Annotated in this window: 23 protein-coding genes; 11 read left to right on the forward strand and 12 right to left on the reverse strand. The window is 70.3% G+C overall.

The window, feature by feature from the left end; all coding sequences use genetic code 11:
• Nucleotides 1-98 precede the first annotated feature (98 nt).
• From ACIGO6_RS39535 to ACIGO6_RS39575, 9 genes are all read right to left on the reverse strand, one after another.
• Nucleotides 99-2,531, reverse strand: coding sequence for a hypothetical protein (locus ACIGO6_RS39535; protein ID WP_399885292.1), 2,433 nt, complete (start codon nt 2,529-2,531; stop codon nt 99-101).
• Nucleotides 2,528-5,131 (reverse strand): ATP-binding protein, encoded by a 2,604-nt coding sequence (locus ACIGO6_RS39540; protein WP_399885294.1) that lies wholly within the window; start codon nt 5,129-5,131, stop codon nt 2,528-2,530. The genes ACIGO6_RS39535 and ACIGO6_RS39540 overlap by 4 nt, the downstream gene beginning before the upstream one ends.
• Before the next feature lie 42 nt (nt 5,132-5,173).
• Entirely contained in the window at nt 5,174-5,737 is a 564-nt protein-coding gene (locus ACIGO6_RS39545) for a hypothetical protein (protein ID WP_399885296.1), read from the reverse strand.
• Nucleotides 5,734-6,075 (reverse strand): hypothetical protein, encoded by a 342-nt coding sequence (locus ACIGO6_RS39550; protein WP_024126634.1) that lies wholly within the window; start codon nt 6,073-6,075, stop codon nt 5,734-5,736. The genes ACIGO6_RS39545 and ACIGO6_RS39550 overlap by 4 nt, the downstream gene beginning before the upstream one ends.
• A 16-nt stretch (nt 6,076-6,091) precedes the next feature.
• Nucleotides 6,092-7,216, reverse strand: coding sequence for a conjugal transfer protein (locus tag ACIGO6_RS39555; protein WP_399885298.1), 1,125 nt, complete (start codon nt 7,214-7,216; stop codon nt 6,092-6,094).
• The gene (locus ACIGO6_RS39560) at nt 7,213-7,479 is read right to left on the reverse strand and encodes a hypothetical protein (protein ID WP_031048149.1); all 267 of its coding nucleotides are present in this window, start codon (nt 7,477-7,479) and stop codon (nt 7,213-7,215) included. Before ACIGO6_RS39560 ends, ACIGO6_RS39555 begins: the two co-directional genes overlap by 4 nt.
• A gap of 184 nt (nt 7,480-7,663) precedes the next feature.
• Nucleotides 7,664-8,617, reverse strand: coding sequence for a hypothetical protein (locus ACIGO6_RS39565; RefSeq protein ID WP_399885301.1), 954 nt, complete (start codon nt 8,615-8,617; stop codon nt 7,664-7,666).
• A gap of 1,488 nt (nt 8,618-10,105) precedes the next feature.
• A complete protein-coding gene (locus ACIGO6_RS39570) occupies nt 10,106-11,758 on the reverse strand; it encodes a hypothetical protein (protein WP_399885303.1) in 1,653 nt (550 codons plus the stop codon).
• Between the two features lie 1,027 nt (nt 11,759-12,785).
• Entirely contained in the window at nt 12,786-13,484 is a 699-nt protein-coding gene (locus tag ACIGO6_RS39575; protein ID WP_399885305.1) for a GntR family transcriptional regulator, read from the reverse strand.
• 224 nt (nt 13,485-13,708) lie between these two features.
• Between ACIGO6_RS39575 and ACIGO6_RS39580 the strand changes: the two genes are divergently transcribed.
• The 11 genes from ACIGO6_RS39580 to ACIGO6_RS39630 all read left to right on the forward strand — a co-directional run bounded on the left by ACIGO6_RS39580 (nt 13,709) and on the right by ACIGO6_RS39630 (nt 22,233).
• Nucleotides 13,709-14,347 (forward strand): WhiB family transcriptional regulator, encoded by a 639-nt coding sequence (locus ACIGO6_RS39580; RefSeq protein ID WP_399885331.1) that lies wholly within the window; start codon nt 13,709-13,711, stop codon nt 14,345-14,347.
• Complete coding sequence (locus ACIGO6_RS39585) at nt 14,344-14,628, forward strand: hypothetical protein (RefSeq protein WP_200402309.1); 285 nt, start codon at nt 14,344-14,346, stop codon at nt 14,626-14,628. The genes ACIGO6_RS39580 and ACIGO6_RS39585 overlap by 4 nt, the downstream gene beginning before the upstream one ends.
• Nucleotides 14,625-16,169 (forward strand): DUF2637 domain-containing protein, encoded by a 1,545-nt coding sequence (locus ACIGO6_RS39590; RefSeq protein WP_399885308.1) that lies wholly within the window; start codon nt 14,625-14,627, stop codon nt 16,167-16,169. The genes ACIGO6_RS39585 and ACIGO6_RS39590 overlap by 4 nt, the downstream gene beginning before the upstream one ends.
• A gap of 61 nt (nt 16,170-16,230) precedes the next feature.
• Nucleotides 16,231-16,401, forward strand: a complete 171-nt coding sequence (locus ACIGO6_RS39595) for a hypothetical protein (RefSeq protein WP_399885310.1) — start codon at nt 16,231-16,233, stop codon at nt 16,399-16,401.
• A complete protein-coding gene (locus ACIGO6_RS39600) occupies nt 16,398-17,444 on the forward strand; it encodes a hypothetical protein (RefSeq protein ID WP_399885313.1) in 1,047 nt (348 codons plus the stop codon). The genes ACIGO6_RS39595 and ACIGO6_RS39600 overlap by 4 nt, the downstream gene beginning before the upstream one ends.
• An 8-nt stretch (nt 17,445-17,452) precedes the next feature.
• Entirely contained in the window at nt 17,453-17,893 is a 441-nt protein-coding gene (locus ACIGO6_RS39605) for a hypothetical protein (protein WP_030841872.1), read from the forward strand.
• Complete coding sequence (locus tag ACIGO6_RS39610; protein ID WP_399885315.1) at nt 17,890-18,717, forward strand: hypothetical protein; 828 nt, start codon at nt 17,890-17,892, stop codon at nt 18,715-18,717. Before ACIGO6_RS39605 ends, ACIGO6_RS39610 begins: the two co-directional genes overlap by 4 nt.
• Nucleotides 18,718-18,993: 276 nt before the next feature.
• Nucleotides 18,994-19,230: a hypothetical protein gene (locus ACIGO6_RS39615; RefSeq protein ID WP_399885317.1), complete on the forward strand. Its 237-nt coding sequence runs from the start codon at nt 18,994-18,996 to the stop codon at nt 19,228-19,230.
• A 218-nt stretch (nt 19,231-19,448) separates the two neighbouring features.
• Nucleotides 19,449-20,030 (forward strand): hypothetical protein, encoded by a 582-nt coding sequence (locus ACIGO6_RS39620; RefSeq protein WP_399885319.1) that lies wholly within the window; start codon nt 19,449-19,451, stop codon nt 20,028-20,030.
• A gap of 32 nt (nt 20,031-20,062) precedes the next feature.
• On the forward strand, nt 20,063-20,587 hold the full coding sequence (locus ACIGO6_RS39625; protein WP_399885321.1) for a hypothetical protein: 525 nt from the start codon (nt 20,063-20,065) through the stop codon (nt 20,585-20,587).
• Between the two features lie 656 nt (nt 20,588-21,243).
• A complete protein-coding gene (locus ACIGO6_RS39630; protein WP_399885323.1) occupies nt 21,244-22,233 on the forward strand; it encodes a hypothetical protein in 990 nt (329 codons plus the stop codon).
• 1,146 nt (nt 22,234-23,379) lie between these two features.
• Here the strand turns inward: ACIGO6_RS39630 and ACIGO6_RS39635 are convergent.
• The 3 genes from ACIGO6_RS39635 to ACIGO6_RS39645 form a co-directional block, all read right to left on the reverse strand.
• Entirely contained in the window at nt 23,380-23,553 is a 174-nt protein-coding gene (locus ACIGO6_RS39635) for a hypothetical protein (RefSeq protein WP_399885325.1), read from the reverse strand.
• 86 nt (nt 23,554-23,639) lie between these two features.
• Nucleotides 23,640-24,023, reverse strand: coding sequence for a hypothetical protein (locus ACIGO6_RS39640; RefSeq protein ID WP_399885326.1), 384 nt, complete (start codon nt 24,021-24,023; stop codon nt 23,640-23,642).
• A 483-nt stretch (nt 24,024-24,506) separates the two neighbouring features.
• The gene (locus tag ACIGO6_RS39645) at nt 24,507-25,133 is read right to left on the reverse strand and encodes a hypothetical protein (protein WP_399885328.1); all 627 of its coding nucleotides are present in this window, start codon (nt 25,131-25,133) and stop codon (nt 24,507-24,509) included.
• Nucleotides 25,134-26,094 lie beyond the last annotated feature (961 nt).

Raw genomic sequence — 26,094 nt, forward strand, 5'->3', positions numbered from 1 at the left:
CGCGCGGCATCGGTTTTGGGCATGGAGGTCCCCCGTGAGGTGGTTCTGGTGCGGTGATCTGGGCGGCCGGGACCTTGGAGGTCCCGGCTGCGCCCCGGCTACGGCCGGGGCCTGGGCGGGCCGGGCGGCCGGGTGGCTCGCCGGATGGCCCGAGGCGGACCAGACGGCTTGGCCGGCGGTGTCGGTGGTGCAGGGGTGGGCGGGGTCGGCATCTTCGGCACCGCCGCCGGCCCGGCGGCCGGGGGCTTCACCGAACCTGGCGTCTTCGTCCCGGCTGTCGTGGTCGCGGGCTTGCCGGGTGTCTTGGCTCCAGCCGCCGTCGGCGCGCCCCCAGGAGCCTTCGGCGCGATGGCGCCGGCTCGCGGGCCGGGAGGAGTCGCGGCCCTGGGGTTCGACTGGATCTTTGCCAGGCCGAGGTTGACCTGCGCCTTCGTGCCCTGCTTCGCGACGAACTTGCCAGCCGTGACGACGTTGCGCTTGTACTCGGCGCCGAAGTCCTTGGCCTCCTGGACCTTCTTGTCGATGGTGCGTTCCTTGACGGCCTTGAGCTGGTCGCGCACCTGCCCGGCCCGGGCGGTGGCCGCAGCGGCGCCCCGCTTGGTCGCGGCGACGCCACGGGGAATGCCCACCGGCGCGCCGACGGTGGCCATGAAGGCGAACTTCGTTGCCTTCGCGCCGTACTTGGCGGTGGCGGCGGCCGCTTTGCCAGTGGCCATGGTGGCCCTGCCGCCCCGGGTCTGGGACATCTTGTTCGCGGCGGCCGTGGCCAACCGCTTCTGCAGGGTCTGCTTGGCCGCCTGCTGTGCCGCGACCTTTGCGGCCGCGCTCGCGCCGCCGGTGCCCACGGCTGCGGCGGCGTTTGTGGCGAGCCGGGCCGCGGTCCGCAGTCGGCTGGCCTTGCGGTTGGCCTGCGGCGAGCCGACCCAGGCGTTCTTGGCGGCCTTCAGGCCCTGGCCGACGGGCCTGCTCACGCGCCGGGCCTCGCCGCGGGCCTCGCCCCACATCTGCTTCAGGCCGGGGGCCGTCTCGGCATAGCGACCGGGGCTGTTGAACACCGAGCGGCGGGATCCGCCGACGCGGGCGTTGACGAGCTTGCGGTTGAGGTTGACCGCGATGCTCTGCGCGGTCTGCTTGATGCGCTTGTGGCCGGCCAGACCGGCGACGGCGGTGACGTCGATGACGATGAATTTGACGGCGAGGACGTCGCCGGTGTCCGCGTCGATGAGGGCCAGGACGATCAGGATGAAGATCGCCAGGAAGAGGATGGAGATGATGACGCCGAGGACTGCCTTGGTGATCGCGGAGAACCAGCGCCACAGGGTGGCGCGGCCGCCGCCGGGCAGGATGCCTGCGGTGAGGGCCCAGTGGCCGCGGATCGCCTCGAAGGCCAGCCAGCCCTGCGCGGTGAGGAACGTGCCGGTGACCAGGATCATGAGGATGGCCACGATCACGGCGGCGATCGCGACGAACAGAGCGGAGAAGGCGAGGTCGGCGGAGGCCCGCTTGGCCTTGGGCTTCACGTCCCCGCACGCGGCCTCGAACTTCTTCGAGTTCTCGGTGAGCTGCCCGATGAAGTTCGTGTCGTAGATCGAGTCCATCATCGCGGCGTCCCAGTAGTTCATCCCGAGCTGGTCGAGGTTGAACTCGGCGAGCTTGAACTCGCGGAACGCCTTGTCGCACTGTCCGTCGAAGGTCTGCCCGTACACCATGAGCTGGTTGGGCTTGACGATGAACGCCTCCACGAGGGCGTCAGTGATCGGCTTCGCCACGTTGTTGGGGTCGGCGCTGCCCTTGGCGCTCGCCGGGTCGTCGGCCAGCACGATGGAGGCGACTTCCAGAGTGAAGTCCTTCGACTTCCCCACCAGGCCCCCCTCCGAGAGCAGCATGGTGGAGCCCTGCGGCTGCGCCTGGTCGTGCTGGCCGAGCAGCACCTGGGCCGGCGAGACGAGCACGGTGGTGGTCAGTGCGGCGACGACGAGGGAGACCCCGATCTCGGCGAAGCCTCGTGAGCGCTCCTTGAAGAGGATCAGCCAGCCGCAGTAGAAGCCGGCGAACGTCAGGAACAGGCCGGGGAGCCCCAACCTGTCGATGACCTGGTTCTTGATGGTGCTGGAGATGTCCTCGACGGGGCCGACCATGACCTTGGCCAGTCCGAAGTTCAGAGCCCACTTGATCAGCCAGCAGGTGAAGCCGATGACCCACTTCGAGACGCCGAAGAGCAGCTGGGCGACGATGTTCCAGATCTTGAGGTCGATGTCCTTCCAGCCACCGGTATCCGTTTTGACGGTGTAGGAGCTGATCGGGACGCCGTCCTTGTCGGTGACGTTGAACGGCTGGAGCAAGCCGTCGCTGCCGTCCTTCGGCTTCTGGTTCAGGTTCTTGCCGGCCGGGCCCGCAGCCGGCGCGGAGGTGCTGGGCGAAGGCGACGGGTCTGCCGTGGCCGCAGGGGCCAGCACCACGGTGAACAGGGCCACCAGGACGGCGATCAGCCCGAGGCGCCGCTTGATCCCCCTTCGCTGTATGCGGCTCATGCGAGGGCTCCGTCCGCCTCAGCGAACTCCACAGCCTCGTCGTCCTCCTCGGCGCCCTGCCCCGGCGTCGTAGTGATCGCGGCGGCGGCGTTCTCGTCCGCCGGGATCAGCACCTTGATCCCCGCGATCCGCTTGCGGAGGTCGCGGTAGAGGCCCTCGCCGGCCCGCAGGGCGCGCTCGGTCTCGCTGACGTTGAGCGGGGAGAGGTTCTCGGTGATGACCTTGAGCATCTCCTCGTCAGCCGGGTCGAGATCGAGGAACTCAAGGCACCTGGCGGCCAGCGCCTTGCCGCGGTGACGGAAGACGAAGATGTGGGACAACAGCGCCCGGATCTTGTCGCCGATCTCCGACTTCGGGCCGATGTCATACGGGTCGTGCGAGCCTGCGAAAGCGCCGGCGTTGTGCTTGCGGCCGTCGGCGATGAGCTCGAGCAGCAGGTTGGAGCCCTCCGCGGACGAGGTGAGCCACCAGCACTCGTCGAGGAAGACACCGGCGAACTCGTTCGGGTCGGCGAACGCGATCTCCCGGCAGAGCGCCGTCATCAGGTACATCAGCCGCCAACCGAAGCGCTTTTCGACCTCCAGGCTCGGGAGGCGGTGCTCGGAGAGCTCCTCCTTGGTGGGCAGGCCCAGGCGGTCGACGGCGAAGACGATGCTGTCGGCGTCGGTGATCCGTACGACCGGCAGCGTGGGGTCGAAGATGACGCGGCCGAGGTCCTTCTTCGCCAGCGACCGCAGCTTGCGCACGAGTTCGGAGGCGGCGGCGCGGACCGCGTTGTCGTTCGGCTCCTCCGGGTCGGGCGTGCGGGCCCGGTCGGCGAGCGTGTCCATCAGCGCGGTCATGCTGGGCTTGGGCCCGAGCCGGGTGGCCTCGATCGCCTCGGCGAGGGTGATGCCCTCGATGCTCATCGAGCCGATGTCCAGGAGCGGGGTGAGGAAGGACTCGGTGTAGCGGGCGGCGCGCGGGCCGCGGAAGACGCGCAGGGGGTCGAGGGAGACGCCGGCGTTCTCGTCGACGTTGATGATCTGGGTCGTGCCGGGGCAGGCGTTCGCGAATCGTGACCACTCCTGCTGCGGGGTGCGGTCGATGACAAGGGCGCGGCCGCGGGAGTTCCTCTGGCCGGCGCGGTGGCCGGTGGTGAGGATCGAGTACATCGCGCACTTCATCGCGACGGACTTTCCGGAGCCGAGCTCGCCGACGAACGCGGCGGATGCCGAGGCGTTGACGCGGGGGCCGTGGGAGAAGTCCACGAGCACGGGGCGGACGCCGCCGCCGTTGAGCTGGAGGCCGAAGAGGCTGCCGGAGTCGTCGCCCAGGCCAGCGCCGCAGAACGGCATCGACATGGCGAAGTCCCGGGCGAGCAGGAACTGGGTGTAGTCGAGCATCGGGCCCGGTGTCTTGGTGCCGGGCAGCATGCCGTGGAACAGCGCGACCTGGTCGCCGGTGGGCCTCACGAGCGTGTAGTCGTTGCCGCCGAAGTGGTTGGCCAGCGACGTCGCCTTCTCGTCGGCCTCCTCGGGGGTGGTTCCCCACACGCAGGTGGCGACGGTGGCGCGGATCTCGACCTCGGTGCTGGAGGCGGTGAGCCGGTCGCGGTACTCGTCCAGGGCGAAGGACGCCTTGTCGAGGGAGGCCGGCACCCCGGAGGTCTCCCCGTCGTATTCGCCGCGCTGATGCGCGAGCTCGCGCTGCTGACGGCGGCTCTTCGGCTCTGCCTTCGAGCCGGACTCGACGTGCAGCCGGACGGCCCAGTCCACGGGGAAGTTGAACTCGTCCAAGGCCGCCAGGTACTCGCTGCCGGGGAAGCGGAAGGCTTCGGGCATCTCGCTGAGCACGCAGAACGCCTGGTAGGAGTCGCCGTGTTCGCTGGTGGCGCGCAGGTAGCGGCGCTTGAAGGGGTTGGTCGGGCCCTTGGAGGCCCGGGTGCCGCGGCCGCCCTCGTCCAGGATCACCTGGGTGTGGGCGGTCACCGTGTGCCCGCGGCCGCGCAGGGCGCGCGGTGCGCCGTCCTCGGGAAGGAGCGGCTCGCTCAGGCCTCGGCGGGCGCTGTGCCCGTAGATCCACAGGATCTCCGCCTCGGTGGCCGGCCGCATCTTGATGCCGGAGGGCCAGCCGGCCGCCAGGCGGTTGGCCTGCTCCAGGCGCTGGCGCTCCTCGGCGAGGGAGATCGGGGCGACGGGCAGGCCGAGCGCGCCCATGACCTCGACCTGGAGGGAGGACAGGACCGCCCGGCTGCTCTGCTTGAAGTCGAGGTGGGGCAGGGGGACGGCGAGGAAGTCGACGCGGCCGGTGAGTTCGAGGTCCTGGAGCTGGTCGAGGACCTTCAGCGCCAGGTCGACGTACTCGGGGGAGGCGTCGAGGTCGACGCCGGCGGTCATGCGGGTGACGACCGACGCGGCGTCGACGCTCGGGCACAGGCTGAGCAGGAGGGCCTCGCCCCGAAGGGATTTGAAGAGGGCTTCCAGGGAGTCCAGCCGCTCACGCTTCGTGGACTTGCTGGCGTGGGTGTAGTTCTCGGTGTCGACGCGCCACACCGCCCACACGGTGGCGGCGGTGGTCCAGATGAGGTGGCCGCTGATGTGCCGGACGGGGAGACGCATGGGTTCTTCCTTCTGTGCTGGTGGTGATGACGAGGCGGTTGGTCACTGCTCGTCGAGGGAGGCCAACAGGGCCTGAAGCCCGGTCTTGGGTTCCGCCCGTGCCGCCGCGGCCGCGGCTGGCACCGGTGCCGGGCGGGCTGTGCGCCTGGCCACGGGAGCGGGCGCCGGGACGGGCTGGGCGGCGGCCGCTGGGGCGGGCCGCTCGGCGGACCGGACGCGCACCGTGCAGGTGGCGGTCGCCAGTCGCGGTCGAGCGACCCGCTGCGGCTTGCCGGCCAGGCGTCCCTGGGCCGGAGTGGAGGAGTAGATGAGCAGGCTGCGCACGGCGCGTGCCGGGTCCCGGCCGTCGAGCCGCGCGTACCGCAGCACCCAGGCCAGGCCCCAGGGGATCAGTGCCATGAGGATGAAGTTCATGGCGCCGAAGTGGGCCCACAGGTCCCGGGTCATGACGAGGAGCCCGAAGCTGATCACCATGGTCATGACCTGGGTGATCGTGTAGGGCCCTCCCGGGAGCCGGCCGGCTCCCGGGAGCTTGCCGATGACCAGCGGGTGCTTACGGGCTCGCGTGTACGAGTGCCCGATCAGCTCCTCCTCCGAGGCGCTCACGAGACCCGCCAGCCCTCACCCGCCAGAGCGGGGGCGTCGCCGGTGACGTGGACGACGGACACCGACGCTGCGGTGTCGTCGATCTCGGAGCCGACCTTGGTCTTGAGGACGTTGAGGTTGCTGATGCCCCAGAGCACGAGGGCGGCCAGGACGAAGGCGACGAGGGTGCCGACGAAGGACCGGGTCTTCCACCAGGCCATCAGCACGGCGATGATCGCCATGAGGGCGGCCACGGCGAGGACCAGCGTGCGGACCTGCCCCGTCTTGGTGTTGGCCCAGTCGAGGACGTCGCCGGCGAGGACGACGTGGTCGGGGTTGGCTGCTGCCAGAGTGCGCATGAACGATTCCTCTTTCTCAGGAGTTCGACGGCGACGGCGAGTCAGATGCCGTGGCTGCGTCGGGGCTTGGGGTGGTGGTGTGCGGCGCCGCCGAGGGCGGGCTGCTCGCGCGGATCGCCGGGGCGTCGTCGACGGACGCGACCTCCCAGCGGCCGGCGCGGGACTTGAGGGTGAGCGCGTAGTTCAGCGAGACCGGGCTGCCGGCCTGGTCCGTGGCATCGACCTGGACCAGCTGGTGCAGCACCGTGCCGTCGGCCGGCACCTTCTGCTGGCCCGAGCCGGACGAGTCGTCCTGGACGCCGGTCACCTTCACCGCGGCGTACGGTGCGGGGCTGATCGGCTGGAGCCGCGTGCCGGGCGAGGTGTAGCGGTCGAGCTCGGTCGTACCGGTCAGGTAAGCGGCCAGGAATCCGCGGGCGGTCTCGACCGACGGGTCCGCGCTGCTCGACCCGCGGTCGGTCTCGTACGCCAGGCCGCCCGGCTTGAGCGGGGCCGGTGCGGCCACCTGCGCCGGCAGCGACGTCGCCGCGTAGCCGGCGGTGGCGCCCTGCTCCGTGCCGCCGGCGCCGGCCGGGCCGGTGGCCTGGATACCGACACGGAAGTACTGGACGCCCAGCCGCGTGGACTTGCCCTTGTCGTCGTGGGCGGTGACGTCGGCGGCGACGGTGACGGACCAGTAGCCGGGCTGGACCTCGCGGGAGGCGATCACAGTGGACTGCGTGGCTGTGCGGGTTCCGGGCTTGACCGCGAGCGCGACGGAGCCGGAGTAGTACGGCGCCAGGTCCCGCTCGGTGCCCTGGCCAGCCTGCAGATAGGCGGAGACGAACAGTTCGGCGAAGCCGGCCGGCCCGACCGGCGACGCAGGCGACGCCGCGGCGGCCGGTTTGGCCGCGCCCTGAGCGGGAGCGGACGAGGAGAGGAACGCGAGCGCGCCGAGGACCGGGCCGGAGACCACGAGCGCCCAGACACCGACACGGACCAGCCGGGAGAGCCCGGCCATCTGGGCCGTGCTCGTCGTCCACCCGGTCTCATCCGGCTCGCCCGCCGGCGTCGCCTGGGGCTCGTCGACCTCCTCGTCCCAGGCCTCCGCCTCGACGAGCTGCTTCTTGGCCGCCTTGCGCGGCCGGCGCTGCCGCTTCACGACGCCGTCCGCAGGGCCTGGACGGTCAGGACCGTCGAGATGCGCTCCTTGAGCTGGTCCGGCGTGCGCTGCAGCAGCACATCCCACGACGCCAGAGAGGCCTCCGACTCCTTGTCGAGGAAGGCGCGCATCTGCTCATGCAGGTCACGGTCCATCGGCCGGCTCACCAGCGCGGCAGCGATCTTGGTCAGCTCGCGCGAAGCACGGGCCACACGGGCCTCGTCGGCGTCGAGGAGCTGTCGGCCGGTGCCGGCCGGGGACATCCTGGTCACGTCGGTTCTCCCGGAGTCGAGAAGGGGCAGGGACGGGGGTGTTCAGGTGGGGCGGAGCCGATCTGGCGGCCCTCTCGCCTGCTACAGGTGTTGAGAAAGCTCGCGGTGTGACAGTGGGGCCGAGGTTTTTTCGAGCGACTTCTGCGGCGCCCGATCCGAGGGGCGCCGGGCGCTCTCAGGCCGCGGCGTGGTACTGCGCGAGGTCCGACTTCGCGCGCAGCGTGCGCACGGCACGGCTGGCGTGCTGCCGCAGCAGGTCTCCCTCGTGGCCCATGGACCGGGTGGTCATGTGGCGCTGGTCGGGGCGCTGCGAGGTGGACAGGTAGTACCGGGCGATGCGCTGAGCCTCGAGCTCCTTCAGCGCTCCGACCTCCACCGCCCACAGCAGCAGGTCGAGGACCTCCGTCCGCGTCTCGTGACGCGACAGGGCCGGCTCGTCGACGTCGACGAGCTCCATCTGCGCGGCCCGCACAAGGAGATCGGCGAGCTCGACCGTGTGGTGCGGGGTGTCGGGGTCCTCGCTGGCGACGACGTGCGCGTACCGGGTGTGGGACTCGGCTTCGGCCAAGGGCGCGACGCCGGCGGCGAACTCCTGGACGTCCTCCACGTCGTCGAGGCAGACGGCCAGGGTGCGGCGGGTCAGCTGCAGGGTGTCGAGCGCGAGGTTGTTGAAGATCCGCCGCGGCCGCCGGTCGAGCGGGTAGGTGCGGACGACCTCGAAGGCGGCGCCGAGCACCGTCGCACAGACGTCGTCCCACGGAAGGCCGTAGGACCTCCGCTGCGTCTTCGCCATCAAGACCGCCTTGGGCAGCAGAACCCGCACCGCCACCCGCCACGCGAGGTGAGCGTCGAAGCCGGTCCCCCCGGCCCGCTCGACCAGCAGGTGCATCACGCGGTCGTGGCCGTCCAGGTCCCCGCAGCGGTGGTACGCGGAGATCTTGTCGACCACGTCCTGAGGACTGGCCGCTCCGGCGAGGTCCGGGTGCTCCCCGGCCCACGCGGCGACGCGGTCCGCCGCTCGCAGGTCGCGGCAGAGCGCGGCCCAGTCGCGGTTCATCACGGTGAGCGTGTCGTAGCGGGGCGTGGACTCGGAGAAGTTGAGTGCCGGGGTGTGCTGGGTGGTGGCCACGTCCGTGTCCGTCCTTTCGCGCCATCTGGTCTCGATGGCGCTCACACTCCCGACGGGCCCCTTGACCGCCGTCTGACCGCGATTGCGGCCTGACGAGGTCAAGGGGAAACCGGCCTTGCCCACCTGGGTGGCCCAGCTGGGCAAGGGGGCCGTGGTCAAGGGGTGGGCGGAGTGGTCAAGGGGGATGGACGTCCGCACAGCGGGGTGGATGGGTGCGCCCCACTTCCACCGAGGAGGGGATGGAGACCACTCCCACTGGCAGTGGATGGAGTGCGGCGCATCGGCCCCGCTCCATCCACTGGAGTGGATGGAGCACACCGAGTGGGTGGACCATGACCCGCCGCATGGCGTTCGGGTCCACCACCCGCACTCCGGCCACTCGGTGGGCCACCGCCCCCCATCCATCCATCGCGATGGACGCCACCGCGAACTCGGACTGAATCCCCCGGGCCGCCATCGCCTCCGGACGGCGTCCTGTACGACTCCGGCGCGCGCTCGGGAGGAAGCCCTGTCCGGGCGCACCGCCCATCCGCTGGCTGGCCGGCGTCTTTCGGGTCGGCTTCCGCTGGCGTCGGTGTAGCCCTCAGCGTCATCGGGTGAGGCAGGGTGAGCGGCCGCCGGGTTTCCCCTTGCCCCGGGCCGAGGTCAAGGGGAAACAGCAGGTGCCCCGGCCCATGGTCAAGGGGTGGAGGCGAGGCCGGTCAAGGGGGGAGCAGCTCGTGCGGTGAACCTGGTCAAGGGGTGGATCGGAGAGAAGGGGGCATCGCCCGAAGGTGTTCGCCGGCGGACACCCTGGGGTGGTGACACGCTCCGCTCCACCACGACCGGTCCGTGCCTCGGGCTGACGGTGCTCTTCCGTCTATCGCCCGTCCCTCATCAGTGGGTTGAGAGTGGGTGCCACCGGTGTAGTGCATCGGGGCATCGAGTGGAGCCCACCGTGTGGATGGACCATGGCCGATCCATCGGGTGTTGCCCATCGAGTGGAGTGGGCCGGTGGGCGCCACTCGGTGGCGGAGGCCGGGCTCCACTCCACTGAGTGGGCTCCACCATGTACGCGGTGGAGCCCACTCAGTGCGCGGCGCCGGCGATGGATGGTGGGCTTCGCGAGTGGGCCGGGGTGGAGGAGGTAGTCGCACTGGCCCCGGTGGCGTCCATTCATCGGGTGGCCGCCACCCCCGGCCCTACTCCGCGCCGGCGTTTTCCGGTGCCGCAGCGATGGGCGATGCACAGTGAGGTTTCCCCTTGACCCGGACTGCGTGTCAAGGAGGAACGCGGGCGGCCGGGGAGGCCGGTCAAGGGGGCCCTCAGGCCCGGGTCCGGTTCATGGGCGTCGGCCACGCCTGCGCCCCGTTTTCCGGGAACGGCCGCTGAAGCAGCGGCGAGGTGGGTGGCCGAGCTGCCCCATCGGCGCGCAGTGGAGCGTGCTCCAGTGGAGGGGATCCGGCCCCACCCGGCAGTGGCGAGCCTCGACGGGGCGGAGTGCGCGGCTCATGATGCGGCCCACTCCATCCGGCGGGTCCGACACCGGACACAGAGGCCGACGGAGCCGAGCGCCGGACGGGTGCATCCACTGCCGTCCCACCCCGCGCACACCTCGGGGTGTTCCGACGGGGATGGACCGCCGGCACGTCCACCCTCGTGCTCCTCTCGGCACGGCCTGCATCGGGGGGCGGCCGAGGCGGCGGGGTTCAGCACCAGGACGGCGCAGCCGCACTCAGGGCACCGGCCCCGCGGAACTGCAGGAGTGGACCGCGGGACGGGAACCCGAGCGGGGGTAGGGCGGACGATGGCGAGAGTGGAGGCGTCGGACTGCGCGGTGCCCTGGCGCCGGTCGCGGACAATCTCCTCGCACACTGAGCACCGGCGGCCACTGCTCCACAGGACGCCGGCCTCGCAGTCGAAGATGCCGCAGCCCCAGTGGGGCAGACCGACGCCGAGAATCCACCGGCCGGGGTCGCGGATCTCGTCGGTGAAGGTGCGGCATACCCGCGTCTCCAGGCGCTGCCGAAGCCGGGCGTCATCGATGCCGGAACGCAGCTGGCTGCCGACTTCCCGGGCGATGCGCCGCTGCATGTAGACGCTGGTCTGCCGATATAGCCGGTGCACCGGCTCGAGGACGGCGTGCACCCGGGCGCTGATGGTCAGCCCGGGCCCGCCGTAGGCGCCTGCGCGGTTGGTCAAGGGGGTGCCCGAGGGCTCGGTCAAGGGGGTGGTCAAGGGGGTCTGGTGGTCATCCGCGCGCAGCGCGAGCCCACCTTCGCCGGTGCCGTGCTGCGGCTGCGCACCGCGGTTTTCCACACCTTCACCTACCTGTACCTCGCCTACGGCGGGTGAGAAGAGGGCGCGCTCGTCATCAGGTCGGTCAGTCCTAGGTTCTTCCATAGTCGCGAGTGATCCCGCACCAGCCGACGAACCCGATCCCTCACCAGGACCAGAGGTGGAGGAGGGCGCGACGCCCGTGGAGGACGGCTGTCCACAGGCCGCGTCCTGAGCGGCGGCCGGGATGTCGTGAGCGACGAAGTGGTGGCGGCCGCGTAGGCCCGCCCGCCGCTCCACGGTGATCCACCGCGTCGCCTCCAGCTCGTCGACGATCTCGCCGGCGGCCGCGGTGGTGAGCGGCTGACCGGCCCGCTGGCCGCTGTGGTGGTGCAGCGCCCCTGCGATCTCCGACTCGGTGAGCGGGATCTTCTGGGCCTGGGCATAGGCGATGAGCGCGTACGCGCGCAGCTGGCGCGGGGTGAGGTCCTCGGAGGCGGCCACCGGGATCCACACGAACCGCTCCGTCGCGGACAGCGGTCGGGTACGGCGCACCGCCGAAGTGCCGTTCCCGCCAGGCAGGGAACGCCGGGTCGAGGACAGCTCGACGACGCCGTCGGGTCCGGGGCGCATCAGCTGCGTCATCCCGCGCTCGACGGAGGACTTCGACAGGCCGAGGTACTCCGCGATGGTCACGGTCGCCGCCGTGCACCCTTCCGGACGCGACGCCAGCGCGGCGATCTTCACGTAGACGGTCACCGCGACGTCGGCGTAGTGCGGGTTGGCGACGAGGCGCAGGGGCACCTTCACCCGCTGGCGGCGCTGCGGGCGCGCCTGGTCGCCCGTCGGCGGCGGGCTACTGGGAACTGCTGCTGTGCGGGGCACGCTTCTCCTGGCGCACCGGTGCCGCGGGGCGGCGAGTCGGGTGCGCTGGGTCTCGACGGCGTCCGGCAAGGACGCGCGGTCTGGGGTCTGGCCAGAGGCACTCGGGCGGAAGCTGAAGGAACAGGTCCTTCAGCTGCTACGGGTGTTGAAAAAGCCGACGGTGTGACAGTCCGGCCGAGAAAATCCCTGGCGAGCGTGTGACCTGCGGGTCAAGGGGGTGTCCGGGGCGGCGGCAGACCCCCTTGACCAGCCACCTGGCCGGGGCCGTGAAGGCCCGTCTGACAGGCGTGGGAAGCGAGGTGGTCAAGGGGTGCCGGCTGCGCCTGGTCAAGGGCCGGCCGCCGGAACGCGCTGCGGCGCGGCCGGCCCAGGCCGGCGCGCCGACTGCGAAAGCGGGTACGCAGCGTGGCGCTGACGTCACGGACGGGCGAAAAGTAGCCGCGATCGGCGTGCTTAGGTGGCGTCCGAGCTGACAAAGGACATGGGTGTACTGCAAGATGGACCCCGTTCTCCCGGGTCGCCCCGGGAAACGACAAACCCCCTCGGGGGGATTGCTGCTGGAGGGCAGTGATTGCCGGACCATTCGGTCTGGCCCTCGCTCAAGCTGGGCCGCTAACCCAGGACTGAGCGGTGACGGCCGGCAGAGGAGCTGCTAACTCCGAAGCCGGCGGAGAGGGGCGAGGAGCAGCCTTTGCTAGAGGCGCCCGCCCGGAAGACCTACGACATCCTCAACTCCCCCTTCCAGGGGGCTTTCGTGTTTCTGGGCCCGGACGCGCCGGGCAGCGCCCACGGCAGCTCCGCGTCCGGCGCGGTGGATCGCGCCGGGGCCTGTGCGGTGCTGGTCATGGGAAAACCGCCTTCTTGGTTCGCCGGGCTCGGCGCTGTGCGCCGGGGGCCCGAGGTGAGGCGTGTTGGATCAAGCGAAAGTCACCCTATCCCCTGACACCCGCCGTGCACACGCACTCGGCGCGTTGTCCAACCGACCTCGAAAAGTGCGACCAAAGGGCGCAGTTGACTCGGATGGGAGCTAACTGGCGCTTCCCGTACGGATGGTCACGCGATCTGCCCGTACTACTGTCAAAAGGTATGAAGTTGGGCGCTCATCCGTAAAACCAACTCTTCGAATCTCGAAGACCGTGGTGCCGACCTTGGACTTGAGGAGCGAGCACTCCTCGGTGGTGGCCGGCCTCGCGTCCCAGTTGCTGGCGTGGCTGTCCTCGCGCCGCAGCGGGCCAACCGTGAACGGCGCGACGGTGGCGGCTTCGGCCGCGGTCACCGAGAGCGCGGCCGGGGTGAAGAGGGTCTGCAGTGCCCATGGAGTGCCGGCCTGCAGCAGTACCGCCTGCCGGACGGACAGGGCGGCGTCCGGTGTGACGGCCAGAGCCTCGACCGCTGCGACATCAGTGCCGGGATCCCCGCGTCTGATGTCGTCGTGGCCGCTGTCGCCGGGATTCGTCGGCCGGAGCAGCCCGTCCTCGTGCAGTCGGACCTGTATGGCGGAGGCCGGCTGCAGTACCCGACTGCGGCGGCGCGGCGCCGTCTCGACCAGGCCCTCCTTCTCGAGGAGTCGTAGGGCCTGGGCCACGGTGTTCGGTGCGACGCCGAGCTTCTCACCCAACTCGCGCTGACCGGGGAGCTGCTCGCCCGGGGCCAGCTTGCCGCTCAGGATGTCGGCGCGCAGTGCGGCCGCGACCTGCTCGTGCGGGTGATGGGACGTCATGGGCATGGGCACATCTTGCCGCACCCGCCAGAGCGCACGGCTCATCCGCTGGACCTTCTTCCTTGACGTGATCGCCAACAGCATGCATCATCTGACGCATCTGCATTAAGGCAGTTAAGGCAGATGGCGCGTGGAAAAGCAAGCGACCCCCGGGGCTGGTCCCCCCGGAGGCCGCGAACGCGCCTCACCACCCACCAGAGCGTCACAGGAGATGAGAACGCGTGAACACCATGATGGCAGCCCGCCCGCCGGCCTCCCGCGCCATCCCGGGCACGGCCGAGGCCAGCATCGCCCAGTTCGTCGCCGCGACCGATCCGCTCGACAGCCTCGTCGCCAGCGGCTTCCTCGACCGGCAGGACGGCCACTACGTCGCGCAGGAGCTGCGCACCCCGCAGCTGCGCCAGACGATGAAGTACTCGGTCTGCCTCACCGCCGACCCGGACGTCGGCCACTTCTACCAGGAGGACGGAGAGCCAGACACCGATTGGCGCCGGCGCCGCGCCCAGACCGTACGCGACCACTGCGCTGTGTGCCCGGTGCGCGCCGCGTGCGCCGAGCTCGCCCTCCGCGAGGGCGACACCGTCGGCATCCGCGGCGGGCTGACCCCCGAGAAGCTCAAGCGCCGGCTCGTCATGGAGCGCGACCGGCTCGACCAGGCCCTTGCCGAGGACCAGCGCGCCGCCCAGAGGCAGCAGGCCCGCATCGCCGCGGCGCGCGAGGTGCAGCGGCTCGCCGGCCAGTACCTCGGCACCTCCGGGAAGCCCGAGAAGCGCCTGGAGAACATCGAGAACGTCCGCAAGGCCGCACGTCACCGCGACGAGCTCGTCGCCGACCACCGCCGCTCCGCCGGCTGGACGGCCGCCGCATGAACCCCGCCGGCGACGCCCACGCCCTCAACCGCGCCCTGGTCAGCGCGCTCGCCCGCCGTGACGACGTCCTCTTACTCCCCGTCCTCGTACCGGCCGGCGCCGACATACCGCCCGTCAACCCGCTCACCGCGTTGCTCCTGGTCCTGCTCCGCCAGGCCACCGCCGAGCGCGACGCCTACAGGGACTGGATCACCCAGGACCCGATCCCGCCCAGCGACGACCCGCTGCGCGCCCGGGCCGCCGAAGCGGCCAGCAACCTCGCCCGGAGGGACTCCCCGTGACACCCGACCTCGCCCCCCACGGCGCGGCTCTCGCCGAACTCCTCGGCAGCTGGCAGTTCGTCCTCGGGGCGCTCGTCCTCACCCTCGGCCCGGCGATCGCCCTGCGCCGACGCCGCATGGCCCTGGCCGCGCTCACCGACGTCGAGCGCGCCGCGGCAGCCGACCGGCGCGGACGCCGGGTCGAGGACCTACTCACCGTCGTCATCGCCGCAGCCGCGGCCGCCCTGTCGGCCACCGGTCTGCGCCGGGTCGGACACCACCAGATGGGCCTGGACGCCCCGTTCGACCTCCTGCCCTTCGTCGCACTCGACGTCGCGGCGATGGTCTGCGGCCGTCGAGCCCGCCGCCGTGCCCGCGACGGCGACGGATCGGGTCTGTCCGGCGCTCTCTTCTGGATCCTCGCCGGCATCAGCTCGGTCTTCTCCGCGTCAGAAGCCGACTCCCTCCTCGGCGGCGCGGTCCGCGCGGTGTGGCCGGTCCTGGCGGCTGTGCTCTGGGAGATCGGCTCGCTCGAGGAGCGCCGCGCCGCCCGCACCAAGGGGGGACGCCCCGACCGCCGCATCGCGCTGGTGCGCCTGCTCCACCCCGTCGAGGCCTTCCGCGTCGCACTGCTGCTCGCCGCCCGCCAGGACCTGGCCCAGGAGGAGGCCACCGCCGAGGTCCGCATCTCCCGGGCTGCCTACCGCTGGTACCGGCTGCGCCGTGCCCAGGACGCGGTCAAGAGGGCCGGCGGGATGACCCGCTGGGCATACCGCCTCGCCGAGATGCATGCCGATGGCCGCGCCCAGGATGCCAGCGAACGAGCGGGATGCTCCGACCCCGCCATCCTGAGGTGCGTCGTCGCCCGGCTGCAGTTGCGCGTACGCCAGTCCGACATCGCCGGGATGAACCTGCGCAATCCCGTCGCGTTCGAGGGCATCCTCAACACCCTGATCGGCACCATCCCGGCCATCCCATCCCAGACGGCCGACCCCCATGCCGCCCCGTCATTCCACTCCCGCGACGAGGAAGACCGGCAGGTCAAGGCCGGGATGGGCGAGGGAGACGAGCCAGGGGAGGACACCGGCGACGAGGACACCGCCTCGCCGGACCCGGACGCCGACGCCGGGCAGGATGATGACGCGGCTGCCGGGCGGAAGACAGACGAGGAAGTCATGGCCGCCTTCGTCGAGACCGTCCCACGCAAGGATGACGGCACGTTCGCCTGGGGCATCAACAAGATCTCTGCCGCCCTCGGCATCGGGAACGGCCGGGCCAAGAAGTTCCTGGACACCCAGTCCGAATGGCTGCCCAAGGCGCTGGCCGCCCATCCCGTCGCGCACGGCGCCGACGGCGAAGAGCCCGACCACTTCGACCAGGCCCTCGCCCTCGCCAACGAGTCGCCGCAGCCAGCCGCCCACGCCCAAGACCCCCAGCCCGCCCCGGCGCCGGCGGGCCAGCAGCAGCTCGAAGAGCTTCTCCGCCTCGACCCGACCGCGGGTGACCACTTCGAGGAGCACGACAGCGGCCTCCTCGTCCCCGCCGCCGGCAGCCGACCCTGACGCCCCGCTCCGCAGGGCGCCCCCGCAGGGCTGCCCGCGAGCACGACCGTGAGGACCACACATGTCCACCACCTTCGACCAGCACGTCACCGAGGCCCTCGCCCTCATCGCCCCGGCCCGCCGCTCGCTGACCTCCGCCTGGCCGGCCCGATCCGCCGGAGCCCCGCACCACGGGCGGCCCCGCCTCGCCCTCGTGCGGCGCCCCGCCTCCCACGAGGGGAGCGAGCAGTGAGCACGACACCCTCCACCCGCGGCCGTACCAGCCAGGCAAACACCGCCACCCCCGAGAGCGAACCGCCCCAGACCCCGGAGACGGGCGACGGCATGCCGGACGACGAGACGCGGCTGCGCCGCCTCCTGTCCCGCATCGGCGTCCGACCGCTCGGCCACGCCGAGCAGCCCGTCGAGGAGGAGCCCGAGCCGGGCGCGGCCCGCCCCGACCGGGACCTGGAATCCGCCGGTTCCACCCGTCGGATCTCGATGTCGCCCGGCGGACGGCTGCCCGTTCCCGGCCAGACCATCGACCTCACGGACCTCCCCGAGCAGCAGGACCCGACCGACGAGCCGAAGCCCGCCGAAGACCAGGACGCCACGGCTGACCCGGCCGGGCTCCCGAAGGCACAGCCCGCGGAAGGGCCTGCGAAGAGCGCGTGGCCGCCTCGTGTCTCCGCGCGCCGGCGCAAGGACGACGACCAGGCCGAGGGCCCGGACGCCGCGGACGCGGACGAAGACCTCCCGGGTCCGGAGGGCGAGGGGCCCGACTGGTTCCGCGTACGGAAGACCGCCGATCCGCAGGCGCCGGATCCGGACCGCCACGAGGTGCACAACCACTACTACGGCACCGGCCAGGAGTCGTCGGCCCCCGCAGGGGAGAGGCCCGGCCTGGTCGGCCCGGGCCGCAACCGCAGCTCCCTCACCGCCTGGTGGGCGTCGCTCACGCCGCTGCAGCGGTTCATCCTCCACAACGGAGCCGCGGCAACCGCCGGCGCCTGGAGCTGGGGCGTCTTCACGGCCCAGTGGAACACCGGCCTGCCTCAATGGACGCTCGCCGTCATGCACGACGCTGCGGCCAGCAGCAACGAGCCGTCCACCCCGTTCATCGTCGGCGGCGGCGTAATCCTGCTCGCCGCGGTCGTCGGCGGCGGCATCTCCGCCTTCGTGGAGAGGTGGCTGTACCGGCTGCCCTCGTTCTGCGCCGCCGTCCGCTTCCTCACCCACATTCCGGTCGCCTCCGCCGGCATCGCCGTCCTGCTGTTCTCCGCCCCCACCTTCTAAGGACACCCGTGACCACCCTGCTCGCCGCCGGGGCCGGAACTAGCGCCCTCGGCCCGATGTCCGCCACCGCCGTCAGCGTCATCCTGATCGTCACGCTCATCTACGGGATCTGGGGCAAGGGGAAGAAGAAGCTGGCCCGAGGACCGGCCCAGGCCATCGGCTTCTTCGCCGAGCTCGCCTTCCTGCGCGCCGGCTCCTGGCCCCACGACCTCGGCACCGCCGTCCAGGACATCCCGCGCCAGATTGCTGCGAACCCCGACCTCGGATCCATCGGCATGACTGCGGTCGTGATCATCCTGCTCGTGCTGTCCGCCTTCGCCCCCATCGTGCCGTTCACCGGCGCCCTGTGGGGGATGCTCACCGCGGCCGCCATGTCCGCAGCACAGGGCTCCATCTGGCGGGCGGTCATCGCCGTCGCCACCGCCGGGCTGTCGCTGGTGGGCGCATGACCGGGAAGCCAGACAAGACGAACCCCGCCAAGCAGGGACGGCGGAAGATCAGGCTGGAGCACATCCCGTTCGTGCGCGAGGTGCCCGTCGTGGTCAGCGCCACCATGGTCGCCCTGCGCTACGTGGGAGCCTGGCTGCGCGACGGCGACCAGGAGAGCGGGGGCTTCCTCGTCCGACTCAGTGCACTCGGCCTCGCCGGCTACGTCGCCCTCTACTTCGCGGAGAAGCACCCAGGGCTCTTGTACGTCTACGGCGCCGCCGGACTCGTCGTCGTCACGACGGTGGCCGTCCGTACCGGGCTGTCGGCCGGCCGCACGGTGAAGGACCTGGAAGAGGCGCACACCACTGCCGAGGAGGAAGCGCCTCAAGGGACCGATACCCTAAACGATCATGAAACGGCGGGGGAGTGGGACCCCGAGGAGACGCAGGCCCAAGCCACTTCGGCCGAAGCTGACGCCGCCTTCGCAGCGTTCGTCGAGCACAGCGTCGCCTTCGCCGTCCGCCAGGGCCGCAAGGGCGTCCACACCGACACTCTCCTCGAACGGATCCACCGGGAGAGGATGCTGACCGACTGGACGGAACCCGTGATCAGACAGAAGTGCAAAGCCCTCGACATCCCCGTCCGAACCCAGATGGGCATCCAGGGGAGGAACTACTTCGGGGTGCACATCGCCGACCTCGAGCAGGCCCTCGGCCGGGCTCTACGGATCCCCGCCCAGCTGGTCCCCGACCTCACCCCGAACGCCCCCGCCGCACCCCCTGCCGAGCCCCCCGCTCCACCCCTTGAAGTCGCCTTCCTTGAGGCTCCTGCGGACAGTGCCTGACCATCCGCCCGGGAGCTCCCCCGGCCGCCGGCCAGAGGGAGCTCCCGGGCGCCCGAAACTCCTCTCGGCCGGCCATCACGCCCCTCCCCCACGGAGGCACCACCAGCCATCTACCGGTGACATCTACGACCGTCTGACCTGCGCATCTATCCCAACGCTAGAAGCATCTACCGCCCCCATCTACCGTTCCCTATCGGCTTGTTCCCATCCCGTAGGGCGCGGCCCTCCGGTACCGTCGAACCACATCCGACAGGACCGGCGGAAGAGGAGCCCGCAGTGCCATGGCGGTACGAGTGCGGCCCGTGCGGGATCACGACCGGGTGGCTGCCGAAGGATCAGGCCGCCGCCAAGCGGGACGAGCACCGGGACACAGTCCACCCCGGCATGATGCCAACGGTCGAGGTGTTCGAGTCCAACGCCAAGTCGATCGCTAAGGATCCGGCCGCCCTGCGCATGTGGGCGGTCATCGCCGGCATCTGCCTACTCGCCTGGATTATTCAGTCCATCAGCTGACGCGCAAGCACTTACGCAGCGCTCTGACGCGCCCAACGCCGGGGCTGCCCGACGCCTTGCGACGAGGAGACGAGTCGACACCTCAACTGTGTGTTGCGTATTGAGAATTCAATGTGTACTGTCATCTTCGCGGAGAAAGTTCCGCCTCTGTGTCACACGCCGCTCGCGCACAACACCTGTAGCAGACGAGCGCACCCACACACCTCCTGGAGCCCAACGTGCCCACGCCCCGCACCCTGACGCTCGGCACCGCCATCACGGCCGCCGCGCTCCTCGCCCTGACCGGCTGCGCCAACGGGCCCGTCAAGCACGGCGAAGTCATCGACAAGCGCGGCTACGCCGGTCACTGGATCCCCGACTACGAGGACGTGTACCGCCAGGACTGCTCGACCATCCGCACCAGTTCGTTCACCACTACCGCCTTCGAGGGCCGCAGCGGCGGCTCCAGCGGCAGCAAGTCCAGCAGCGGCAAGTCCAGCTCGTCGGGCAGCACCGGCAAGAAGAACAACGACACCACCCCCAGCGGCTCCGGCAGCTCGTCCGGCGGTACCCAGCCCGGCAAGTCGCTCACCAACGGAGGCACCTCCGGCACCACCCAGCCCGGCTCCTCCGGCTCGACCACAGGCGGCAGCAGCCAGCCCACCAAGCAGTGCCAGCGCCAGTACGTCGGCCGGAAGCAGACCGGTCAGCACTGGCAGCCGGGCAAGTGGGAGCTCCAGCTCCGCGACGGCGACCGAACCGGCTGGATCACGGTCTCCGAGACCACCTACAACGACACCGATCTCCACGACCACATCTGACCGACCCCGGAGACCCACGAGGAAGATCCGTCATGCCAGACGCACCCAAGTACACGCACTACAGCTTCTACGTGTTGGAACCACACGCTGATCATGCGACCGTCGGGAACGGCCACATCCCGATCGGAGCCATTGCCGAGCGCGTCTACGGCAAGCCGTATAACTCGCTACGCGGATGCCAGCGGGACGACGAGCACATCGGTAATGACAGCGTGAAGCTGTACGAACTCACCTCCGACGACGACTACCTGGAAGCACTCGGAGACCTCGACGACGCCAAGCTGTACCTGGGCTGGGACTCCCGTACCGGCGAGAGCGTCGTCAAGACCGGCATGACTGAGCTGGATTACTGGCTGAGCATCCGCGTCGCCGACGAGAACACGCCAGCCACTGTCGAGGCGAACCCGCCTGACACGCAAGACCTTGAGAACGCCGTGTTCGAGGACCGATTTTTCGCCGATCGCGCTTTCTCTCCCTCGCTGAAATCGGTCCTGGCCGATCTCATCCGGCGCGGCGAGCTCCCGCGCGGTGACTACCTGTTCCGGCACTGGTGGTGAGCGAAACGCAGCGAGGACCGACGCCACGGAGCCCCTGTCAGCCACGACTGGCCCTCCTCCCTGGCGATCCGCTGCCACGCGACCAGTTACCCACCCCCAACACACCCGTCCCGACTACCTCCGATGCGGGGCCACCACCCGGTGGCCCCGCGACACCAGACGCACCCCTTCGTTCTCGGAACCGTCCTCGGAGCCGCCGTCACCCTGCTCGCTCTCGCCCTCAGCCGGCGCCTGACCAGGCGACCGCACTGGCCCCTGGTGCGCCACAGCCTCGGCCTGGCCCACCTCCCAACAGCCACTTCACCAAGCCCACCAGATGAGGACCGATGGCCCGCTGCCCAGCCACACTCCCGACGGATCACACCACCTGCGCCGGCCCCGTCGCCGTGACCGTGCTCGACACGGACAACGCTGGCGTCGATGGATGCGAACATCACGCCGCACGCCTCCTCGCCGTCCTCGCCCGCGGCCGCGTCTTCGCACTGCCCAACGCCCCCGCCGGAGCGGCGCACCGCGTCTTCAAGGCTGCAGCTCCGCAGGGCGTCAGCCTTCACCGCCTAGCCGACGCCATCGTGACCTCGCCTGCAACGACCCGATGAAGCCCGGGCCGACCAGGCCCCGCTAACCCCCCCACCAGTCACCTGAAGGGAACCCTCGTGCCCATCGGCCACCACCCCGAACACACCGTAAAGGCGTACCGGGATGAACGCCCGTCCATCACCCGGCTCATCCTCGAAGCGCGTTGGGCCCACTATCGCCTCACCCACGCTCTGGAATACGACCCCGACAGCGACGCCGTCCCCGCCCTGCGCCGCTTCAACCTCCTGCACGCCGGCGCACTCGTCGACGTCCTCGCCCTGCGCACCCGAGACCCCGACCTCTACGAAGCCGCCCGCGACCACGGCGCCCTCCTCCGCGAGGTCGACGGCCTGGCCCTCGACGACCACCCCCACAACGGTCTCGACCACCTGCGAGCCCAGTACGCCCGACTCCACCAGCACACCCACGGCGACGCATACCGAGCCCCCCAGACCACTGACGACTCTCTGCCACCCAAGCGCCCCTTCCTCCGCTCTGGCCCCCGGCTGGTTCGCCAAATGCTCGACACCTACGCCTGGGCCAACCTCGGCCTCACTTCCCGCTTCCCCGCCGTCGACGTGGCCAGCGAACAACGGCGCCACCTCATGACCCGCGGACTCCTACTCGACTGGGCTGCCACCGCGGCACCGACCGACAGCGCCGCAGCGGTGGCCGCGGCCACCGCCGGCCACGCCCTGCGGGCCTTCGACCGCCGGCCAGCCCTGAACAATCTGCGCGCACGCGCCTACCTCCTGGACGCCTTCGCCGACTTCGACGACCAGCACGAAGACGAGGACCCGCACCCCCACGACTGCGCAGGGCGCTGCGACGGCACCGGCGAAGTCCTCACCGTGCTCACCTGGGAACACCACGGCGACGACACCTACACCGCCGTCCACCAAGAACCGATTCTCTGCATCGGCGCCCCCACCGCCCACGCCCCGGACTGCGCCACCTGCGGCGGACACGGCTTCACCTACACGCCCGGCTACCGCGAGCTCTGCCTCGACGGGCGCATGTCCAACGGCGAGCCCATCGCGGCCACCGCGGCGCCGCAGGGAGCATGACCCCCGCCGCGTCCCAGGCAGCCAGAACAGCCGGCGCCGAGCGGCACGCCCACCTGCGCAAGCTCCGGCCGTCCCAGGGCCGATCCGTTGGACTGTGATTTCTCTCCCCCGACCCGAGGGGGAGAGAAATCTCCCCCCCAGTGCGGCAACTGAGAAGTCTCCCCCCTGACCTGAAAGGAGGGAGATTTCTCCTCCCTTCCCCAGAGATCCCGTCTTTCGCGGGGGGTGATTTCTCTCCCCTCCGGCATTCACGGAGGGGAGAGAAATCACCCCCCGCAAAAGACGGGACTTGGCCACGCAGACCACCGCCAGAGGCCCGCTTGCCCTACAACTTGCCCCACAACATGCCCTACAACTTGCTCTACAGCTTGCCTTTCAACTTGCCCTACAACTTGCCCCCAGGCTGCGCCCTCGACACGGAAACCTGCACTTCAGGGCGACGGTCAAGGGGGTTGGAGTGCGCCGACTACTTCTCTACGAGACCCCCAAGGGCACTGAGGACATCAGCGAAGAGCCACAGGCGAACCACAGGAAGGAGGAAGCCGGCGGGAGCGAGGAGGAAGGGAGACGGAACGGGAGAGCAGCAGGACGGGAGGGGCGAGGGACAGGAGCAGCGAACAGAGAGAGCAGGCGGACCGACAACGGCAAGCAAGACGAAGAGGCCGAGGAGCACAAGAGCCGAAGAGAGAGGAGCAGCAGAAGCACACAACGACAGACGAGACACAGACAGACCACGAAGCACGGAGCCAGACAGGGAGAACGGAAGCGGGAAAGCCAGGGGCCGTCAGCATGAGGCAGAGCCGAGACAGGATCGAGAGGGGCGGGGAGTTGAGCAGGTCGCGACGAGGGCGGCGGAACGCAAGCGGCCCCGCCCAGCGAAACGCTGAGCGGGGCGCGAACAAGGGAGGAGGGGGAGGGGGCGCCGGAAGGGGGCGCGGCGCGCGGGATTAGGAGGCTGTCCGGAGCATCCGCCGTGCGGCCGTCCGGCCGCTGGCGCTGACGCGTTCCGCCGCGTGGAGTCGCAGTGCTCGCGCTCGCACGAACGCGGCGGCGGCCTCAGGGTCGCCACTCGCTGCGCGGGCAAGCAACTCCGTGATCTTGCTGTCGGTCATCAGAGGTCCTTTCGGGGCGCAACGGCGCGAGCTGTTACCGGCAATGCGGCATGGTCTGAGCTTCGGCGGCGGGGTTCGAGAGCGCGTGCGAAGCATCCATGGAGATCTTGAAGCTGAACACAGTAAGGACGATCGCGGAGACACCCAGCAGGACACCCAGGAAGATTTCAGTCCGGCGGCCGATCCTGCGGCCGATCCTGTGGTTCATCATTGCTCCCACTTTCCTAGCTTGTGAGGGTGGCGCGGAGATGTGCGGTCGGATGGGTGCCGCCCCCCGGGGGGCGGCACCCGGCGTTAGAACCAAGTCGCCTCACAGCCGAGGTCGTTTCGGGCAAGGTCCCGAAGCGCGGACAGTTCACCGTGCGTCCCGCACTCAACACATGTGCCGCCGCGCCGGTCCCCGTCAGACTCGAAGTCGCCGATGAGAAGGATGTGCGGACGGGCTATGGGGGTCTTGATGTTGGACACGACCAGGCCGGACTCGGGGCGCGCGGCGGCGCGTGCCGCGAAGTACTCCATGCGCTCCTGGATGTCCTCCAGGTCCTGCTCGGCGAGAATCCAGGTCAGTCGCTCCACGGAGCCGGGCTCGCCGTACGGGAGCCCGGTCGTGGGGCACATCGCCGACTTCTCGGTGACGGGCGTAGCGACCTTCGGCGAACGGCGAAGCAGGGCGAGCATGGAATCTCCCAGGAGTTTGGCGCTGACGGCGACCGGCTGATGTGATTACAGTACACAATGAAACGTGAATATGCAACAGTCAGGTAAGGCGGGCGGCGGGGCGGCCCGGCCCCGGTGGGTGAGGGGGGCCGGGGCCGGGCCTGTGGCGGGCGCGAGCGGCCCTTGGAGGGCGGGGCCGCCCGGCCCTGGTCTGAGGGTCTACTGCCGTCTCGGGGAAGGGCTACAGGGGGATCCGGGCGGATTGCGCGTCCAGCCGTGCCATGAGGCAGTCAGGGCAGAGGTCGGCTCCCCTCTCCGTCTCGTTGCCGCACTCCTCGCCCCATCCGGGGCAGGTGGTGGGTATCTCAGGCTGGCTGTTGCGCTGCGTCATCCTCGGCTCATCTCTACTGGTGCGGGTGGGCCCGGGCACGGGCGGGTGTGGGGGGTGTGGGGGTTCGGCGGCCCCGTGTTGGGGGTTGGGGCCGCCGGGTGGTGGGTGGGGGGTCAGGCGGTCTTGTAGCCGTTGAGCTTCTCGACCAGCTCGGCGCGCATGAAGGCGAGTGCCTGTGCCTTGTCGTCGAGCTTGTTGATCTCGGCCTGGACGGCCTCGGCGCGCTTGCCGTTGAGGAACTTGGTGTACGTGGCCTCGCGCTTGGGGGTGTTCTTGTCGGCCTGGTAGGTGGTGACCAGGCCGGTGACGAGGTCGCGGACCTTCTCGAAGGTGTCCTGGCTGGCGTGCTCGGCCGGGGAGTTGGTCTCGAAGGCCGCGCCCATGATCCGCTTGCGGAACGTCAGCAGCGGCGCGGCCCCGTTGTCCGTGGCGGCGGTCAGGTCGGCCGGGTTGACCAGGTGGCTGCCGACCACGTAGGGCAGGTCCATGTCGCCCAGCTTCGGGGCGTCGGTCCGCTCGTGGCGGTCGGTGGCGCTGCCCTTGCCGAACTGGACGTTCAGCAGACCCTCGGTCTTCGGGAACAGCTCCCAGTTCGGGTGGACCACGACCGTGCCGATCGGGAACACGCCGTCCTGGAGGACGCGGGACAGGTCGTAGACCGCCTCGCCGTTCTCGCCCGTCTCGACCGCGTACGAGTAGGTGTTACCGGCCGGGGTGGTGAACGTCTTGGTACCGGACATGAAGATCCCCTCCAACAGGGTCAGTAGGTGGTTTCTCGGCCGGTTCTTCGTTCCCCCGACCTCGTGATAACTACAGTACACACCGAACTGCGAATACGCAACACCGGAACGGGATCACCCCCACACGCTCAACCAAACCCACCCCCAACTAGAAACCTCACCCCCTCCCCTCACCCTCAACGACCACCCCCACCCCCCACCCGAGCCCGCACCGCCAACCCACCCCGAACCCACCGGAGCCACCCGACCCCACCCCCGCGCAACCCCGGATCTAACACCCCCGCCGACCCCCGACCCGAATCTAACGGCACCCCGGGAACTCCCCACCAACCCAACCAGCGAATCTAACACCCCTCCCGCGCACGGCGATTGAAGCGACCCCGGATCTAACACTCCCGGTCCATCGAATCTAACAACCCGCCAATTCCCTGAACGCGAATCTAACGCCACCCTCACACGCGCCCCGGATCGCCACACACGGCCCCCTGGAGCCTCGCCCCCGCTGTCCCCTTCCCGGACTGCCAACTCCCCTGTAGGCTGCCGTCAGAGCCGCACAAGGGCCGCCCGGCCGAACCGGAGTCACCCCCGGGGCCGGAGAAACGGAAACCCCGTCAATTCCCGCCCCACAACTTGAATTCCGGGGCCCCGAGCCCTTAGAATGATCAGACCGCACAAGAAATCAGGACCACCCGCAGAGAAACGCCACCGGGACAACCTGAAAACCCGTCGAGAAACCACAGAAAAGGCCCGCCAGGACCACGAGGGACCCCCTCTCACCTAGCCAGCCAATCTCTGACCCCAACCCCCGGAAAGAGGAACCGAATTCGAGGCCGAACCACCCGCCGGCCTCCGGCCCGCCCCGCGGGCCGGCTCCACGGCCGGCCCCTTGGCCGGCCGGTCAGCGCTCTGCGCTGACGGTCTGTCAGAGGGCGCTCTGCGCCCTCTGTACCCGCTCCGCGGG

The organism is Streptomyces sp. NPDC053750 (genome assembly GCF_044544295.1).
GTDB lineage: Bacteria > Actinomycetota > Actinomycetes > Streptomycetales > Streptomycetaceae > Streptomyces.

Bases quoted from the DNA above. Each gene is read 5' to 3' on its own strand.
- ACIGO6_RS39640 (WP_399885326.1), bottom strand. From the start codon at position 24,023: ATGCTCGCCCTGCTTCGCCGTTCGCCGAAGGTCGCTACGCCCGTCACC.
- ACIGO6_RS39635 (WP_399885325.1), bottom strand. From the start codon at position 23,553: ATGAACCACAGGATCGGCCGCAGGATCGGCCGCCGGACTGAAATCTTC.
- ACIGO6_RS39580 (WP_399885331.1), top strand. From the start codon at position 13,709: ATGATGGCAGCCCGCCCGCCGGCCTCCCGCGCCATCCCGGGCACGGCC.
- ACIGO6_RS39540 (WP_399885294.1), bottom strand. From the start codon at position 5,131: ATGCGTCTCCCCGTCCGGCACATCAGCGGCCACCTCATCTGGACCACC.
- ACIGO6_RS39535 (WP_399885292.1), bottom strand. From the start codon at position 2,531: ATGAGCCGCATACAGCGAAGGGGGATCAAGCGGCGCCTCGGGCTGATC.
- ACIGO6_RS39610 (WP_399885315.1), top strand. From the start codon at position 17,890: ATGACCGGGAAGCCAGACAAGACGAACCCCGCCAAGCAGGGACGGCGG.
- ACIGO6_RS39585 (WP_200402309.1), top strand. From the start codon at position 14,344: ATGAACCCCGCCGGCGACGCCCACGCCCTCAACCGCGCCCTGGTCAGC.
- ACIGO6_RS39595 (WP_399885310.1), top strand. From the start codon at position 16,231: ATGTCCACCACCTTCGACCAGCACGTCACCGAGGCCCTCGCCCTCATC.
- ACIGO6_RS39645 (WP_399885328.1), bottom strand. From the start codon at position 25,133: ATGTCCGGTACCAAGACGTTCACCACCCCGGCCGGTAACACCTACTCG.
- ACIGO6_RS39625 (WP_399885321.1), top strand. From the start codon at position 20,063: ATGCCAGACGCACCCAAGTACACGCACTACAGCTTCTACGTGTTGGAA.
- ACIGO6_RS39560 (WP_031048149.1), bottom strand. From the start codon at position 7,479: ATGTCCCCGGCCGGCACCGGCCGACAGCTCCTCGACGCCGACGAGGCC.
- ACIGO6_RS39550 (WP_024126634.1), bottom strand. From the start codon at position 6,075: ATGCGCACTCTGGCAGCAGCCAACCCCGACCACGTCGTCCTCGCCGGC.
- ACIGO6_RS39575 (WP_399885305.1), bottom strand. From the start codon at position 13,484: ATGCCCATGACGTCCCATCACCCGCACGAGCAGGTCGCGGCCGCACTG.